Genomic DNA, 16,420 nt, shown 5'->3' with positions numbered 1-16,420 from the left:
CCTGCCACTGGAATTGTCGGTGCCGATCGCCGTCGGCGGCCTGCTGGCCTGGCGCGCGGGCCAGGGCACTGGCGTGCGCGGCGCGGCGATGCTGGCCGCCGCCGGCCTGATCACCGGCGAGGCACTGATGGGCATAGGCCTGGCGGTGCCCATCGTGCTCAGCGGCGATGCGCAGGTGCTGGCGCTCGGCTGGCAGCCGCTGGGCGCCTGGCCGGGCTTGCTGCTGATGCTGGTGCTGACCGCCTGGTTGTGGCGGCTGGCGGGGCGGAGCGGCTGAGGCGCACGGGCCGGAATTGGTTACCATAAGCGGCCACGCCGGGATGGCGCGGGAGGTTTCAGGCTGTGCCGCATGCTGCAAGCGCTTGAGGTGGACAGAGCGACCGGTCAGCTGGCCGGCGCGCGCCAGCGCCCGTCACCGAACTGTGACGAACGCCCGGATCCCGACGACGTGAGCCTGTTGGTGGTGCATGGCATCAGTCTGCCGCCGGGCGAGTTCGGCGGACCCTGGATCGACGATCTGTTCCTTAACCGGCTCGATCCGTCGCGGCATCCGTATTTCGCCACGATCAGCGGCCTGCAGGTCTCGTCGCACCTGCTGATCCGTCGTGACGGGGAGCTGATCCAGTACGTGCCTGTGCACCGCCGCGCCTGGCACGCGGGGACTTCCTGCTTTCAGGGCCGCGAACGCTGCAACGACTTTTCCATCGGCGTGGAGCTGGAAGGGACCGACCAGATTCCGTATTCCCCCGCGCAGTACCGGATGCTCGCCGCCGTGGCGTGCGCGCTGATGCGGGCCTTCCCTGCCATCACGCCTGACCGTATAGTCGGGCACAGCGACATCGCGCCGGGACGCAAGACCGATCCCGGCGAGGCCTTCGACTGGGAGTGCTTCCGCCGCCTGCTGAGCGAAACACCATGACGCTGATCGGCATCATCATCGCCCTCGTCTGCGAGCACATGCTGAGCCATGTGGAGCGCTGGCGCGAGCATGCCTGGTACATGACCTACGCGCGCTGGGTGCATGCGCGGCTGCCGGTACCGGCGCTGTGGAACAGCGCCTGGGGCCTGCTGCCGCTGCTGCTGCCGCTGCTGATTCTGGTCGGTCTGCTGCAGGTCGGGCTCAGAGATGGCATCGACGTGCTCTTGGCCCTGCCGCTGGCGGTACTGATTCTGCTGCTGTGCCTCGGTCCGCGTGACATCGCCGAAGAGCTCAACAGCTATTTCGAGGCGCGCGCACGTGGCGACGACGAGGCGCTGCAGCGCATCGAGCGCGACCTGTGCACCGGACCGGGCCGCCTGCACGAGTGCGATGCCCAGGGTCGTCTGGTACGGGCGGTTCTGCTGCAGGCCCACGAGCGGCTGTTCGGCGTGCTGTTGTGGTTCTTCGTCTTCGGTCCGTTCGGCGCAGTGCTCTACCGCCTGGCCGCCTCTCTGCCGCGCGTGCTCACCGCGCTTGGCGCGGGCGAGCGGCTGCACCAGGCGGCGCGCTGGCTGCATGCCGTGCTGGCCTGGGCGCCGGCGCATCTGGTGGCGGCGCTATATGGTCTGGCTGGCAGCACCGACGACGCGCTCAAGGCCTGGCGCGCGGTCGGCACCGGCGAGTATGACTGGCAGGCACGCACCTGGCGTGTGCTGACCGAGGTCGGCTGCGGGGCGTTGCAGATCGAGGACGACCTGTCGGGCCAGACGCTGACCCAGGACAGCGACAGCGCCCTGCATGGCGCGCTGGCGCTGATTCAGCGCACGCTCGTCATCCTGCTGGGCCTGTTTGCGCTGTTCACGATCGGCGGTTTGCTGTCGTGAGCGCCAGCCCACTGCTGCAGACGGCCCTCGCCGCGGCGAAGGCCGCCGAGGGCGTGATCCGCCGCTGCTACGGCAGCGGCCTTGCGGTGCAGACCAAGGCCGACCGTAGCCCGGTGACCGAGGCCGATATCGAAAGCGAGCGCGTCATCCGCGAGATTCTGGCACGCGCCTTCCCGGCGCATGGGTTCTACGGCGAGGAACTGGGGCGCAGCGCGGCGGATGCCGAGTATGTCTGGCTGATCGACCCGATCGACGGCACCAAGAGCTTCGTGCGCGGCTACCCGATGTTCTCCACCCAGATCGCGTTGCTGCACCGCGGCGAGCTGGTGCTGGGCGTGTCCAATGCCCCCTGCTACGGCGACGGCGGCGAGCTGGCCTGGGCCGAACGGGGGCAGGGTGCGTTTCTGAACGGCGCGCCCATTCGTGTCAGCGACGTCGGCGCACTGGCGCAGGCCACGCTCTCGCTGGGCAATATCGGCACGCTGGCGCAGTCGCCGCGCTGGGCGAGGCTGGGGCGGCTGATCCCGCAGCTGCACCGCGTGCGCGGCTACGGCGATTTCCTGCATTACCATCTGCTGGCGTCGGGGCGGCTCGATATCGTGATCGAGTCGGACGTCAACATCCTCGACATCGCGGCGCTGACCGTGATCCTGCGCGAGGCCGGCGGCGAAATCACCGATCTCGACGGCCGCCCGGTCGGGCTGGATACCACCAGCGTGTTCGCCAGCAACGGCCGACTCAAGGACGCCGTGCGCGCCGTGCTGGGCTAGCCGCGACCTGCCGCCGCGGTACGCGCAAAGATCGCGGCGCCCGTTTCCCGGCGCAGGCTGACGATCGGCCAGCCCAGTTCGCGGGCCACGCCCTCGAGCTCGGGGTCGGGATCCACCGCCACCGGATAGTCCACGCGCTCGAGCAGCGGCAGGTCGTTGTGCGAATCGCTGTAGAACCAACGGGCCGCAAAACTGCGACTGCTCTCTGCCAGCCATTGCTGCAAACGTTCCACCTTGCCCTCGCGGAAGCAGGGGATGCCGGCGACCTCGCCGGTATAGCGCCCATCCTTCAGCTCGGGCTCCGTCGCCAGCAGGTTCGGCACGCCCAGCTCGGCGGCGATCGGCTCGGTGACGAAGCGGTTGGTGGCGGTGATGATCAGCAGCGTGTCGCCGCGCGCCCGGTGCAGGGCCAGCAGCTCGCGCGCCGCCGGCGGGATGATGGGCAGGATCTTCTCGGCCAGGAAATGCCGCCGCCATGCCTGCAGCGCGGCCAGGCTGTGCTCGCGCAGCGGACGCAGCGCAAAGCGCAGAAACTCCTGGATGTCGAGCGTGCCGGCGCGGTAGGCGTCGTAATAGCGCGCGTTCTCGCGTGCGTAACTCTCGCCGTCCACCAGGCCGCGCTCGACCAGGAACTGGCCCCAGAGGTAATCGCTGTCGCCAGCCAGCAGCGTGTTGTCGAGGTCGAAGAGCGCCAGGCGGGCGGGGGTGTTCATGCGGGCAGGGCGGTGCAAACCGGGGGACAGGATAAAGCAAAGCCCGGCACTTTGGCCGTCATGCCTTCTGTGGAAGAATAGGCTCAAGGCAAACGTAACGGGTCCGCCGACCGCCATGATCGATACAGATGGCTATCGGCCCAACGTGGGGATCATCCTCAGCAATCCGCAGGGACGCGTGTTGTGGGCCAAGCGCATTGGCCAGAACGCCTGGCAGTTCCCGCAGGGCGGCATCCGCGAAGGCGAGACCGCCGAGCAGGCGCTGTACCGCGAACTGAACGAGGAGCTCGGCCTGCTGCCCGAGCACGTCAAGCTGGTGGGCTGCACCCGTCACTGGCTGCGTTATCGCCTGCCGCCGCGTTTCATCCGCCGCCACAACAACCCGGTCTGCATCGGCCAGAAGCAGAAGTGGTTCATGCTGTGCCTGACCGCCCCCGATTCCATGGTGCGCTTCGATACTACCGACAAGCCCGAATTCGACAGCTGGCGCTGGGTGGACTACTGGCACCCCCTGCGCGAGGTGGTGTTCTTCAAGCGCGACGTTTACAAGCGCGCACTGCGCGAGCTGTCGCCGCTCTTGCCCCAGGCGATACGTAAGACACGCACACGTCCGCGGCGCCCGCCGACCGAAACCGCGCTCGATCCCGCGAAGTAGCCAGGCCGCGCCCGGCGGCACATGCCGCTTGCGTTGACAGCCGTCGTGCGACTGATTAAATTGAATGATATTGATTCTCAATTAGCTTAGCGTTTCTATCCGGGGGGATGATCATGCGCACCGTTCGCGGCCTGTGGCTGTGGGCCTTGGTTTTGTCGATGTCCTGTGTTTCGGCCGAGGAAACCGACCCACCCGCCACGCCGGACAACGACACGGCCAAGGCCAAGGCCGAGGCCAAGCCGGCAGCCGCTCCGGCAGGCAAAGCCGAGCCCGTCGTGCTGGAGGCCGTGACCGTGATCGGCGGTCCTGATTCAGCTGCAGCGCTGCCCTCGAGCAGCACCGTGATCGACGCCGAAACGCTGAAGTCCTCCCGGGTCTTCACCACCAACGAGGCCTTGCGCAAGGCGCCCGGCGTCAACGTGCGCGACGAAGAGGGCTTCGGTCTGCGCCCGAACATCAGCATCCGCGGCCTGAACCCGACCCGCTCGACCAAGGTGCTGCTGCTGGAGGATGGCATCCCGCTGGCCTACGCACCCTACGGCGACAACGCCAGCTATTACCACCCGCCCATCGACCGTTTCGACCGCATCGAAGTGCTCAAGGGCTCGGCCATGAATCTGTATGGCCCGCAGACCATCGGTGGCGTGATCAACTACATCACGCCGATCCCGCCGCAGAGACTGTCGGGCGGTTTGACGCTGATCCCCGGCAACCGCGACTATTTCAACGGTCACGGCTACGTCGGCGGCAACGGCATGCTGTTCGACTATGTGCGCAAACAGGGCGACGGTGCGCGCGACAACATTCATTCCCGGCTCGATGACATCAACTTCAAGGGCGTATTCGAGCTGGCCGGCGACCAGCAGCTGATTACCCGCGCCAACTATTACCGCGAAGACTCTCAGGTCACCTATTCGGGACTGACCGACGCCGAGTTCCGCAACTTCGGCCCGCGCTACAACCCGTTCGAGAACGACGAATTCGATGCCGAGCGTGCCGGATTGTCGGCCAGTCATGAGTGGACGCTGGATTCGTTCTCGAAACTGACCACCCACGTGTACTGGGCCGACTTCTCCCGTGACTGGTGGCGTCAGGCCAGCACGACCACCGATGGTCAGTGCGGTGCCGCCTTCACGATGGACCGACTCAATGGCGTGGCGGTCGATCCGAACAGCTGCAACAGCCGCCAGGGACGCTTGCGCGACTACTACACCTACGGCGTGGAACCGCGCTACCGTCTGATGCACAAGACCTTTGGCTTGGATAACGAGCTGCAGCTCGGGGTGCGCGCGCACTTCGAGAATCAGGACCGTATCCAGAAGAACGGCACCTCACCGACCGCCGAAGACGGCACCGTGGTCGAGGACAACGAGCGTAAGACGGATGCCTACTCGGCGTTCGTGCAGAACCGCTTCGATTTCGGCCGGCTGGCGGTTACGCCCAGCCTGCGCGTGGAGAACGTCAACTATGAGCGCAAGAACAAGCTCACGGGCGCCAGTGGCGACGAGAGCCTGACCGAGGTGCTGCCGGCGCTGGGCGCGACCTACGAACTGAGCGAGCGCAACACCCTGTTCGGGGGCGTGCACAAGGGCTTCGCCCCGCCGCGCACCGAAGATCTGATCAGCAACACCGGCACCAGCGTGGATCTGGATGCCGAGGAAAGCCTGAACTTCGAGTTCGGCCTGCGCAGCCGGCCGATGCCCGGCCTGGCCTATGAGGCGACTCTGTTCCACAACGACTTCGAGCGGCAGATCGCGGTCGGTTCTATCGCCGGCGGCAGCACACCGCTGGCGGTCGGCGAGACGTTGTATCAGGGTCTGGAGCTGGCCGGCCGCTTCGAGTTCGGTCCCGCACTGAACTGGGCGCCGGGCCTGTTCGCAGAACTGGCCTACACCTACCTGCCCAAGGCCGATGCCGAAAGCGCTTTCATCCGCGTGGACAACGGCATGCCGGTCACGGGCAGCGTGGCAGGCAACCGTCTGCCTTATGCCCCGCGCAACCTGGCTACCGGCACCCTGGGTTATGCCCACGCGGCTGGCTTCGATCTGCGACTGGAGGCGGTGTATGTCGGCAAACAGTTCAGCGACTTCGCCAACACCCGTGACGCCCCGGCCAACGGCAACGGCCAGGTCGGCGAGATCGACAGCCATCTGCTGTGGAACGCGGCCGTCAATTACCGCTTGGCGAGCCTGCCGGGCATGACGCTCTTCCTGGCCGGCAAGAACCTGACCGACAAGGACTATATCGTGGACCGAACCCGCGGCATCCTGACCGGCATGCCGCGTCTGGTGCAGGGGGGTGTGGAATACAGTTTCTGACGCAAAGCGACGGACCGGCAGTGGCATGCCCGGCGCAATCGATATTGACATTCATTCTCATTTGCACTTAACTGGCGCCGAGCAAACACGCCATCACTGATCAGCCCATGTACGTTTGTCTTTGCCACGCCGTTACCGACCGCCGAATCCGGCAGCTGGTCCAGGAGGAAGGCGCCAGCGGCCTGCGTCAGGTCCAGCTGTGTCTGCGTGTCGGCACGCAGTGCGGCAAGTGCATCCCCGCGGCCCGCGAGATCGTCCATGCCGAAATCGGCCGCCGGCAGGCGGCGCCGGCCGCCGACAGTCCCCGGCTGAAGCTGGTTTCCAGCCGCTGAAATCCCCTCGAATGCGTCTGCGAGTGATTTGCAGACGCATTCAAATAATTCGATAAAACAATCAGTTAACTTTGACCCGCCGCCCTGGCACTGCCTATACTCGCCCTATCCGGAAGATCTTTCGAGGAGGGGGTCATGCAGGGCGACGCCAAGGTCATCGAATACTTGAACAAGGGGCTCAAGAACGAGCTCACCAGCATCAACCAGTATTTCCTGCACGCGCGCATGCTCAAGAACTGGGGCTTGGGCAAGCTGGCCAAGAAGGAGTACGAGGAATCGATCGACGAGATGAAACATGCCGATGCCCTGATCGAGCGCATCCTGTTCCTCGGCGGGCTGCCGAACCTGCAGGATCTGGGCAAGCTACTGATCGGCGAGAACGTCCCCGAGCTGCTCAACTGCGACCTGCAGCTGGAGAAGCAGGCGCATCCGATGTACAAGGCCGCGATCGAGCACTGCGAGTCGGTGGGCGATTACGTCACGCGCGAACTGTTCGTGAAGATCCAGAAGAGCGAAGAGGAGCACATCGACTTTCTCGAAACCCAGCTGCAGCTGATCGAGAAGGTCGGCCTGCAGAATTACCTGCAGTCGCAGATGACCGAGAGCTGAAAGCTCTCGGTCACCCCGGCGAAAGCCGGGTTCCGTCGGCGGCTGGTGCTGAACTCGAAAGTCGCTGGATTCCGGCTTTCGCCGGAATGACGAAAGCAAGCAGAGTTTTCCCGGGCTTCAGTCATCCCCGCGGCAGCGGGGGGCAATGTCTTGGCGAGCGCAGGATTCCGGCGTGCGCCGGTATGACCAAGAAGGCCGTTCTCAGAACGGCCGTACCACCGCCAGGATCACGATGGCGACCAGGAACAGGGCCGGAATCTCGTTGATCCAGCGGTAGAAGCGCTGCCCACGCCTGTTGCGGCCGTGGCGGAATGCGCGGCACAGGCCGCCCAGCCAGACGTGATACGCCAGCAGTCCCAGTACCAGCACCAGCTTGAGCTGCAGCCAGCCGCTGTCCAGCAGGCCCGGCGTGCGCGCCAGCAGCCACAGGCCGAAGACGATGGTGCCGGCGGCGCCGATGCTCATGATGGCGAACAGCTTGCGCTCCATGACGGTGAAGCGCTCGCGGCCGATGTCGTCGGCGGCCCCCGCGTGGTACACGAACAGCCGCGGCAGATAGAACAGCCCCGCGAACCAGGTCACCATGAAGATCAGATGGAAGGCTTTGATCCAGTGCATGTTCGGTCGCCCGCTCGTGCGAGGGTGGCATAATACCGCAGCCCTACGCACGGCCAGGACATGAATAACCGCAAGATCAAGATCGGTATCGTCGGCGGCACCGGTTATACCGGCGTCGAGCTGCTGCGCCTGCTCGCTGCGCATCCGCAGGTCGAGCTGTTGACCATTACCTCGCGCCAGGAGAGCGGCCAGCCCGTGGCCGCGGTATTCCCGAGCCTGCGCGGGTTGCTGGATCTCGCCTTCGAGTCGCCCGATACCGCGCCACTGGCACGCTGCGAGGCGGTATTCTTCGCCACGCCGCACGGTGCCGCGATGGGCCAGGCCCCACGACTGCTGGACGCCGGCGTGCGCGTGATCGACCTGTCGGCCGATTTCCGGCTGCGCGATCCGGCCGTATGGCAACAGTGGTACGGTGAGCCGCATGTGGCGCCTGCCTGGCTGGAGAAGGCGGTCTACGGCCTGCCCGAGGTGAACCGCGCGCGTATCCGTACGGCACAGCTGGTGGCCTGTCCGGGCTGTTATCCGACCGCCGTGCAGCTGGGTTTCCTGCCGCTGCTGGAACAGGGGTTGGTGGATCCGGGCAGCCTGATCGCGGATGCCAAGTCGGCCGTGAGCGGCGCTGGGCGCGCGGCCAAGCTGGGCTCGCTGTTCAGCGAAGTGGCAGATTCGTTCGCGGCCTACTCGGTACCGGGGCATCGCCACCTACCGGAAATCCGGCAGGGGTTGGCAGACGTGGCCGGCGGCCCGGTCGGTCTGGTGTTCGTGCCGCATCTGGTGCCGATGAATCGCGGCATTTTCGCCACGCTGTATGCGCGATTACGCGATCCACACACGGACGTTCAGGCCGTGTTCGAGGCGCGCTACCGCGACGAGCCCTGCGTGGACGTGCTGCCGCCGGGTTCGCACCCCCAGACGCGCAGCGTACGCGGCGCCAACACCTGCCGCATCGCCGTGCACCGCCCGCAGGGCGGGGATACCGTGGTGGTGCTGTCGGTGATCGACAACCTGACCAAGGGTGCCTCGGGCCAGGCGGTGCAGAATTTCAACCTGATGTTCGGCTTCGCGGAGGCGACCGCGCTCAGCGGGGCTGCCGTCGTTCCCTGAAACCAGGCATGCCGGGTCCGCTCCACAGCACGGGCGCACGCCACGTCATCCGGGTACACCGGCCGTGGCTGCGCTGGGCGCTGATCGGCGTCGGCACGGTGGCGGTGCTCATCGGATCCTTCGCACTGTATGCGTTGGGTCGTTCGCAGTCCGGCAACGACTGGACCCATACCCTGAAGCTGGAGGCGGAGCAGCGCCGGTTGCTGGGCGAGATCCGGCGTCTGCGCGCGGAAAACAACCGCCTGGCGGAACGCGTGGTGCTGCTCGAACGCACCAGCGAGATCGACAAACGGGCCGCCGCCGTGCTCAACCAGTCTCTGCGCGACGGGCAGGCCGAGCTGGCCGCCCTCAAGGAGCAGGTCGCGTTCTACCGCGGCATCGTGTCGCCGGAGGAGTCTTCGGCCGGAATCCGGGTCTACGAGCTGCAGCTGCGCCCCGGTTCCGAGGCCGACCTGTATCAGTACGACCTGGTGCTGATTCAGGCCATGCGCCATGACAGCACGGTTGCCGGCAGTGCCGATCTGGCCTTCATCGGCCTGCAGAATGGCCAGCCGCGCAGTTACCGCCTGTCGGAGATCGAGGTGGAACGCGGCAAAACTCTGTTATTCTCGTTCCGGTACTTCCAGCAGCTCAGCGGTTCGGTCAGGCTGCCGCGCGGGTTCACCCCCTCGCGTGTGCAGGTCGATGTGGTGCGCAACGGCAACCCCCCGGTTCGCTTCCAGCAGCTGTACGACTGGACCAAGGTTCAATACTCAGCAGGCGGGTGAAGGAGCAAGGCGTCATGTGGAAAGCCGAACTGATGAAGGGCAACAAGCAGGAAAACCGTCCGGCCGCTTCGGTGGATACGCTGATCGGTCGTCAGACCGAGCTGCACGGCGACGTGCACTTCAGCGGTGGCCTGCATGTGGACGGCAAGATCAAGGGCAAGATCGTCGCCGACGACGACAAGTCGACCGTGCTGAGCGTCAGCGAGACCGGCCACATCGAGGGCGACGTGCGCGTGTCGCACGTAGTGCTGAACGGCACGATCATCGGCGACGTCTATGCGGCGCAGCGTATCACGCTGTCGTCCAAGGCGCGCGTGAGCGGCAACGTCTACTACAAGCTCATCGAGATGACCAGTGGCGCCACCGTGAACGGCCAGCTGGTGTATCAGGGCGACCAGCCGATGCCGGCGGCGCTGACGCATCAGGATGCGCCGCAGGGCCCGCCGCTGCGTTATGCCGAGGAGCAGGCCGGCCCGGGCAGCGGCCACGCCTGATCCCGGCGCAACTTGCCCAGCCATGAGCGGTCAAATGCACAGCATGAACACGCAGCAAGACACGTCCCAGCCCCCCCTGGTGTTTACCGATGCCGCGGCCACCAAGGTCCGGCAGTTGCTGGATGAGGAGCACAACGCCGCGCTCAAGCTGCGCGTGTTCGTCAGCGGGGGCGGCTGTTCCGGGTTCCAGTACGGCTTCACCTTCGACGAGAACGAGGCGGAGGGCGATACCCGCATCGAGAAATGCGGCGTCGTCCTGCTGGTGGACCCGATGAGCGTCCAGTACCTGCTGGGGGCCGAAATCGACTACCGCGACGACGCCGAAGGCGCCCAGTTCGTGATCCGCAACCCGAATGCCACAACCACCTGCGGCTGCGGTAATTCGTTCTCGGTTTGACCGCCGATAACGGCTGCGCGTGTCATCTGGCGCGTAGCCGTCCTGGTCAGACCCTTTATTCTCTGAGTGCGATCTGGATGTGGCTGAGCGCGTCCAGCTGCGCCAGCAGCGGCGCCGCCTTGGCGCGAAAATCCGCCAGGCGCCGCGGGTTCAGCGGTTCGGCATTCGGTAACTTCACGGACAACGGGTTCTGGTGCACACCGTTGACGTGGAATTCGTAGTGTAGATGGGGGCCGGTGGCCAGGCCGGTCGAACCGACGTAACCGATCAGCTGCCCCTGCTTGACGCGACTGCCGATACTCTGACCTTTGGCGAACTTCGACAGGTGGCCGTACAGCGTCACGATGCCGTTGGCGTGCTGGATCATGACCGTGTTGCCGTAGCCGCCGCGGCGTCCGCGGTGAATGATGCGGCCATCACCCGTGGCCTTGACGGGCGTGCCCGTGGGCGCGGCGTAGTCAACGCCCTTGTGCGCGCGGATGCGGTTCAGCACCGGGTGACGGCGGAAGCCGAAGCGCGAACTGATGCGGCTGAAGGCCACCGGCGTGCGGATGAAGGCCTTGTGCATCGGGTCACCCTTGGGCGTGTAGTAGTCGAGGCGGCCGTCGTCGCCGGCATAGGCGATGGCGCGCAGGGGCTTGCCGCGGTTGATGAATTCGGCGGCCAGGATTTCGCCGTCGCGCAGTTTCTCGCCGTTGCGGTAGACCTCCTCGTACACCACCGAGAAGCGGTCGCCCGGCTGGATGTCCTGGGCGAAGTCGATGTCCCAGCGGAACACGTCGAACAGCTGCATGATCACCCGGTCCGACATACCGGCTTCCTGGCCGGCGAGGAACAGCGAACCGGTGTCTTCGTTGATCACCCCGACACGGTAGGTGGTGCGGCGCTCGATGGCCGCGGCCACCGTGCGCGCACGCAGCACCCCGGCCTGGCGGGTGACCTGCAGGCTGCGGATCTCGTCGATCTGATGGCGCAGTTCGAGCAGCTGCCCGGCCTTGTCCTGGCGTACCTGCAGCGTGCTGCCGGCTCGGATGTGGGCGAGGGAGCCGGTATCGCCGCCCAGGCGCATGATCTCGCGCCAGTCAGCGTCGGCCAGGCCGTGGCGCGCAAACAGCGCGCCGATGGTGTCGCCCGGCTTGACCTCGAGCTCCATCCAATAGGACTCGAGCTCCGGCGCAGGCTGTGCGGTGACCGCCACCGCCTTCGGGCGGCCGCTGGCGAAACGGTCGGCCAGGGCCACTTGCGGGAAGATCGGCGCGAGTGGCTGCTGCGCAGCCAGGCTGAAGGCCGGCATGCGGGTCTCGAGCTGGCCGCTGGTGACGCTGTCGCGCTGGCGGCTCGCGCCGGCGTCGGGGCTCAGGGCCGCCACCAGCACGATCACGGGCAGCGCTGCCGAGCCAATCCCCAGCCAGTGCAGCACGCGCGCGCGCTGGCGCGCGAACGCGGAAGGCTGTCGGCTATAATCGGCCTCGATTCTTTTCATGATGGAAGGGCCCCCGAAAAGAGAGCGTGCGGCGGCCAGTGAAGCTCTCCTCCGGCGACCGCCGCGCTGTTCGTTATGGTCGTCTAAAAAACCATAAAAACGGATATTTAGCAAGACTTTCTTAAGGCGCTGCCCCGGAAGCCCGGGTAAGCTCCCCAGTTAATGGACGAATTCCCAGAGGCCAGTTCCGTGCATCCGACCTCACAAGCCCTGAGCGAACTCAGTCGCGGTACCGAAGAGATCATCCCGCCGGAAGAACTGGCTGCCCGGCTGGAAAACTCGCAAAGAACGGGTCAGCCGCTGCGGGTCAAGGCGGGCTTCGACCCCACGGCGCCGGACCTGCACCTCGGCCACACGGTGCTGCTCAACAAGCTGCGCAGCTTCCAGGACTTGGGCCATGAAGCCATATTCCTCATCGGCGACTTCACCGGCATGATCGGTGATCCGACCGGCAAGAACGTCACGCGCCAGCCGCTGTCGCGGGAGCAGGTGCTGGAGAACGCCCGCACCTACGAAGCGCAGATATTCAAAGTGCTGGACCCGCAGCGTACCCGCATCGAGTTCAATTCGCGCTGGCTGGGCAAGCTCTCGGCCGCCGACCTGGTCGGTCTGGCCGCCAAGCACACCGTAGCGCGCATGCTGGAGCGGGAGGATTTCAGCCGGCGCTACCGCGACGGCCAGCCCATTGCCATTCACGAGTTCCTGTACCCGCTGATCCAGGGCTATGACTCGGTCGCGCTCAGGGCCGACGTCGAGCTGGGCGGCACCGACCAGAAGTTCAACCTGCTGGTCGGGCGCCAGCTGCAGCAGGCCTATGGTCAGCCACCGCAGGTAGTCATGACCCTGCCCATCCTGGAGGGCCTGGACGGTGTCCAGAAGATGTCCAAGTCGCTGGGCAATTACATCGGCATCAGCGAACCGCCGGAGGAGATGTTCGGCAAGGTCATGTCGATTTCGGACGAGCTGATGTGGCGCTGGTTCGAGCTGCTCAGCCGCGAGCCGCTGTCGGCCATCGCTGCGTACCGCCGGCAGGTGGCGGAAGGGGCCAACCCGCGCGACATCAAGTTCAAACTGGGCTGCGAGCTGGTGGCGCGCTTCCACGGACGGGTCGCCGCCGAGGCTGCCCTGGAAGCCTTCATCCGGCGCTTCCAGAAGGGCCAGTTGCCCGAGGATCTGCCGGAGCATACGGTGCGTGCACAAGGCGCCGAAATCGCCCTCACGCTGCTGCTCAGACAGGCCGGGTTGACCAAGAGCAGCTCCGAGGCCCAGCGCCTGCTCGTGCAGGGCGCCGTGCGCGTGGACCAGCAGCGTGTCGAGAACCCCGGCCTGATGCTCAGGGCGGGGGCCAGCTACGTCATTCAGGTGGGCAAACGGCGGGCGGCCCGGGTGACCGTGACCGCGGGAGGCGGCGGCGGTGCGGGGCCGGCTGCGCTATAATTCCCCTCTGGTCAGCGATCTGGTCCACAGAGTTGAAAAAGATTGTTGACAGGCCAAGGCGTTTCTCTATAATGCGCGCCTCCACGACACACGGTCCCGTGTGTCTGCTCTTTAAAAATCAGTGCAAGTGATTTGTGTGGGTGCTCCTTTGATGCATGGCGAAGCCATGTAACAGATGAGTATCACTATAGCCAGTGAGCTATGGAGATTACTCGGTGTCCGCTCCGGTTTTTACCTTTCCGGAGTGACGGCACAACCAGTTGAAAGGCGTTCTTCGGAACGCCCGTTCGAAAGAACGAAGCTATAAACTGGAGAGTTTGATCCTGGCTCAGATTGAACGCTGGCGGCATGCCTAACACATGCAAGTCGAACGGCAGCACGGTGTGTAGCAATACACATGGGTGGCGAGTGGCGGACGGGTGAGGAATACATAGGAATCTGCCCTGTAGCGGGGGATAGTCCGGGGAAACTCGGGGTAATACCGCATACGACCTTCGGGTGAAAGAGGGGGATCGAAAGACCTCTCACTATAGGATGAGCCTATGTCCGATTAGCTAGTTGGTGGGGTAAAGGCCTACCAAGGCGACGATCGGTAGCTGGTCTGAGAGGACGACCAGCCACACCGGAACTGAGACACGGTCCGGACTCCTACGGGAGGCAGCAGTGGGGAATATTGGACAATGGGCGAAAGCCTGATCCAGCAATGCCGCGTGTGTGAAGAAGGCCTTCGGGTTGTAAAGCACTTTAGGCCGGGAAGAAAAAGCGCCACCTAATACGTGGCGCCTTGACGGTACCGGCAGAATAAGCACCGGCTAACTCTGTGCCAGCAGCCGCGGTAATACAGAGGGTGCAAGCGTTAATCGGATTTACTGGGCGTAAAGCGTGCGTAGGCGGTTCAGTATGTCGGTCGTGAAATCCCCGGGCTTAACCTGGGAACTGCGGCCGAAACTGCTGGGCTGGAGTGTGGTAGAGGGCGGTGGAATTCCGGGTGTAGCGGTGAAATGCGTAGAGATCCGGAGGAACACCAATGGCGAAGGCAGCCGCCTGGGCCACAACTGACGCTGAGGTACGAAAGCGTGGGGAGCAAACAGGATTAGATACCCTGGTAGTCCACGCTGTAAACGATGAGAACTAGACGTTGGCCAGCTTGGTCTGGTCGGTGTCGTAGCTAACGCGCTAAGTTCTCCGCCTGGGGAGTACGGCCGCAAGGTTGAAACTCAAAGGAATTGACGGGGGCCCGCACAAGCGGTGGAGTATGTGGTTTAATTCGATGCAACGCGAAGAACCTTACCTGGTCTTGACATCCAGAGAACCCTGCAGAAATGTGGGGGTGCCGCAAGGAGCTCTGAGACAGGTGCTGCATGGCTGTCGTCAGCTCGTGTCGTGAGATGTTGGGTTAAGTCCCGCAACGAGCGCAACCCTCGTCCTTAGTTGCCATCATTCAGTTGGGCACTCTAAGGGGACTGCCGGTGATAAGCCGGAGGAAGGTGGGGATGACGTCAAGTCCTCATGGCCCTTATGACCAGGGCTACACACGTACTACAATGGCCGGTACAGAGGGTCGCCAACCCGCAAGGGGGAGCTAATCCCAGAAAGCCGGTCGTAGTCCGGATCGAGGTCTGCAACTCGACCTCGTGAAGTCGGAATCGCTAGTAATCGCGGATCAGCAATGCCGCGGTGAATACGTTCCCGGGCCTTGTACACACCGCCCGTCACACCATGGAAGTTGGCTGCACCAGAAGTAGTTAGTCTAACCGCAAGGGGGACGATTACCACGGTGTGGTCAATGACTGGGGTGAAGTCGTAACAAGGTAGCCGTAGGGGAACCTGCGGCTGGATCACCTCCTTTCAGAGAATGCTTCCAAGTGCGTCTCTGGAGCATCCACACAAGTTGCTTGCACGAAATTACACGCCGTCTCCGGTCGGACCTGGGGTGTGCGTCATCAGTAGGGCACGGCTGGGTCTGTAGCTCAGGTGGTTAGAGCGCACCCCTGATAAGGGTGAGGTCGGTAGTTCGAGTCTACCCAGACCCACCAACTTATCGGCCGGCCGGCACGGGTGCGGAGGGGTCGAACGGGGCCATAGCTCAGCTGGGAGAGCGCCTGCTTTGCAAGCAGGAGGTCGCCGGTTCGATCCCGGCTGGCTCCACCAGTCAGCGGCGCAGAAACGATACCCGCCAGCGCCTTTACGAGGGTGTTTGCGGGTGTCTCTTTCGAGACGCGTTCTTTAACAATTTGGGTAGTAGTTGAACACTGTTTTCTTCAGTGTTTGTCTCAAATGTGCTTGACGGCGTTTTGTGTTTGCCATAACGCCTCAAATGCTCGTCGATACGAGAGTGCTTGAGGTTATATGGTCAAGCGAACAAGCGCACATGGTGAATGCCTGGGCGGCAACAGGCGATGAAGGACGTGGTAGCCCACGATAGCTTCGGGGAGCTGGCAAACGAGCTCTGATCCGAAGGTTTCCGAATGGGGAAACCCACCCCGCTTGCGGGGTATCCGCAGCTGAATACATAGGGTGCGGAAGCTAACCCGGAGAACTGAAACATCTCAGTACCCGGTGGAAAAGAAATCAACCGAGATTCCGTTAGTAGTGGCGAGCGAACGCGGACCAGCCCATAAAGTCGTTTACGTTCTAGTGGAACGGTCTGGAAAGTCCGGCCATAGAAGGTGATAGCCCTGTACACGAAAGGGCGTAAACGGCGATGACGAGTAGGACGGGACACGTGTAATCCTGTCTGAAGACGGGGGGACCATCCTCCAAGGCTAAATACTCGTTGCCGACCGATAGTGAACCAGTACCGTGAGGGAAAGGCGAAAAGAACCCCGGAGAGGGGAGTGAAATAGAACCTGAAACCGTGTGCGTACAAGCAGTCGGAGCCCGCAAGGGTGACGGCGTACCTTTTGTATAATGGGTCAGC

The 16,420-nt window shown here is 64.2% G+C and carries 16 protein-coding genes, 2 tRNA genes and 2 rRNA genes; 17 read left to right on the top strand and 3 right to left on the bottom strand.

Annotated elements, in window-relative coordinates:
• The 4 genes from VNJ47_09055 to VNJ47_09040 all read left to right on the top strand — a co-directional run.
• The coding region (locus tag VNJ47_09055) for an oligopeptide transporter, OPT family (protein HXG28980.1) at window positions 1-277 on the top strand (277 nt) is incomplete at its 5' end.
• A gap of 72 nt (window positions 278-349) precedes the next feature.
• A complete protein-coding gene (ampD, locus tag VNJ47_09050; protein HXG28979.1) occupies window positions 350-919 on the top strand; it encodes a 1,6-anhydro-N-acetylmuramyl-L-alanine amidase AmpD in 570 nt (189 codons plus the stop codon).
• Window positions 916-1,803, top strand: coding sequence for a regulatory signaling modulator protein AmpE (gene ampE, locus VNJ47_09045; GenBank protein ID HXG28978.1), 888 nt, complete (start codon window positions 916-918; stop codon window positions 1,801-1,803). Before ampD ends, ampE begins: the two co-directional genes overlap by 4 nt.
• The gene (locus VNJ47_09040) at window positions 1,800-2,573 is read left to right on the top strand and encodes an inositol monophosphatase family protein (protein HXG28977.1); all 774 of its coding nucleotides are present in this window, start codon (window positions 1,800-1,802) and stop codon (window positions 2,571-2,573) included. Before ampE ends, VNJ47_09040 begins: the two co-directional genes overlap by 4 nt.
• On the opposite strand, the gene VNJ47_09035 is transcribed toward VNJ47_09040, so the two are convergent.
• Window positions 2,570-3,286 (bottom strand): HAD family hydrolase, encoded by a 717-nt coding sequence (locus tag VNJ47_09035; GenBank protein ID HXG28976.1) that lies wholly within the window; start codon window positions 3,284-3,286, stop codon window positions 2,570-2,572. The two genes, VNJ47_09040 and VNJ47_09035, sit on opposite strands and share 4 nt — an antisense overlap.
• Before the next feature lie 115 nt (window positions 3,287-3,401).
• On the opposite strand from VNJ47_09035, the gene VNJ47_09030 reads away from it, so the two are divergent.
• From VNJ47_09030 to bfr, 4 genes are all read left to right on the top strand, one after another.
• The gene (locus tag VNJ47_09030; protein ID HXG28975.1) at window positions 3,402-3,941 is read left to right on the top strand and encodes an RNA pyrophosphohydrolase; all 540 of its coding nucleotides are present in this window, start codon (window positions 3,402-3,404) and stop codon (window positions 3,939-3,941) included.
• A 113-nt stretch (window positions 3,942-4,054) separates the two neighbouring features.
• Window positions 4,055-6,259 carry a TonB-dependent receptor gene (locus VNJ47_09025; GenBank protein ID HXG28974.1) on the top strand — a complete coding sequence of 735 codons (2,205 nt, stop codon included), beginning with the start codon at window positions 4,055-4,057 and terminating at the stop codon, window positions 6,257-6,259.
• 107 nt (window positions 6,260-6,366) lie between these two features.
• Entirely contained in the window at window positions 6,367-6,591 is a 225-nt protein-coding gene (locus VNJ47_09020; GenBank protein HXG28973.1) for a (2Fe-2S)-binding protein, read from the top strand.
• A gap of 135 nt (window positions 6,592-6,726) precedes the next feature.
• A complete protein-coding gene (gene bfr / locus VNJ47_09015; GenBank protein HXG28972.1) occupies window positions 6,727-7,200 on the top strand; it encodes a bacterioferritin in 474 nt (157 codons plus the stop codon).
• 201 nt (window positions 7,201-7,401) lie between these two features.
• Here the strand turns inward: bfr and hemJ are convergent, their stop codons facing one another.
• Complete coding sequence (hemJ, locus tag VNJ47_09010) at window positions 7,402-7,818, bottom strand: protoporphyrinogen oxidase HemJ (GenBank protein HXG28971.1); 417 nt, start codon at window positions 7,816-7,818, stop codon at window positions 7,402-7,404.
• 60 nt (window positions 7,819-7,878) lie between these two features.
• On the opposite strand from hemJ, the gene argC reads away from it, so the two are divergent.
• From argC to erpA, 4 genes are read left to right on the top strand one after another with little or no spacing between them, the layout of a single operon-like run.
• Window positions 7,879-8,922, top strand: a complete 1,044-nt coding sequence (argC, locus tag VNJ47_09005; GenBank protein ID HXG28970.1) for an N-acetyl-gamma-glutamyl-phosphate reductase — start codon at window positions 7,879-7,881, stop codon at window positions 8,920-8,922.
• 8 nt (window positions 8,923-8,930) lie between these two features.
• Window positions 8,931-9,689: a DUF6776 family protein gene (locus VNJ47_09000; protein ID HXG28969.1), complete on the top strand. Its 759-nt coding sequence runs from the start codon at window positions 8,931-8,933 to the stop codon at window positions 9,687-9,689.
• Window positions 9,690-9,703: 14 nt separating this feature from the next.
• Window positions 9,704-10,183 carry a polymer-forming cytoskeletal protein gene (locus VNJ47_08995; GenBank protein HXG28968.1) on the top strand — a complete coding sequence of 160 codons (480 nt, stop codon included), beginning with the start codon at window positions 9,704-9,706 and terminating at the stop codon, window positions 10,181-10,183.
• 43 nt (window positions 10,184-10,226) lie between these two features.
• A complete protein-coding gene (gene erpA / locus VNJ47_08990) occupies window positions 10,227-10,580 on the top strand; it encodes an iron-sulfur cluster insertion protein ErpA (protein HXG28967.1) in 354 nt (117 codons plus the stop codon).
• Window positions 10,581-10,635: 55 nt separating this feature from the next.
• On the opposite strand, the gene VNJ47_08985 is transcribed toward erpA, so the two are convergent.
• Window positions 10,636-12,063: a peptidoglycan DD-metalloendopeptidase family protein gene (locus tag VNJ47_08985; protein ID HXG28966.1), complete on the bottom strand. Its 1,428-nt coding sequence runs from the start codon at window positions 12,061-12,063 to the stop codon at window positions 10,636-10,638.
• Between the two features lie 162 nt (window positions 12,064-12,225).
• Between VNJ47_08985 and tyrS the strand changes: the two genes are divergently transcribed.
• The 5 genes from tyrS to VNJ47_08960 all read left to right on the top strand — a co-directional run.
• Window positions 12,226-13,500, top strand: coding sequence for a tyrosine--tRNA ligase (tyrS, locus tag VNJ47_08980; protein HXG28965.1), 1,275 nt, complete (start codon window positions 12,226-12,228; stop codon window positions 13,498-13,500).
• A gap of 305 nt (window positions 13,501-13,805) precedes the next feature.
• Window positions 13,806-15,349: ribosomal RNA gene (locus tag VNJ47_08975) — 16S ribosomal RNA — on the top strand.
• 110 nt (window positions 15,350-15,459) lie between these two features.
• Window positions 15,460-15,536 (top strand) — tRNA-Ile (locus tag VNJ47_08970).
• A gap of 39 nt (window positions 15,537-15,575) precedes the next feature.
• Window positions 15,576-15,651 (top strand) — tRNA-Ala (locus tag VNJ47_08965).
• A gap of 200 nt (window positions 15,652-15,851) precedes the next feature.
• Window positions 15,852-16,420: ribosomal RNA gene (locus tag VNJ47_08960) — 23S ribosomal RNA — on the top strand; the annotation flags it as partial.

Source organism: Nevskiales bacterium, from assembly GCA_035574475.1.
Classification (GTDB): domain Bacteria; phylum Pseudomonadota; class Gammaproteobacteria; order Nevskiales; family DATLYR01; genus DATLYR01.
Note: the sequence above shows the minus strand (reverse complement) of the source record. Positions and strands in the feature narration are given on the sequence as shown.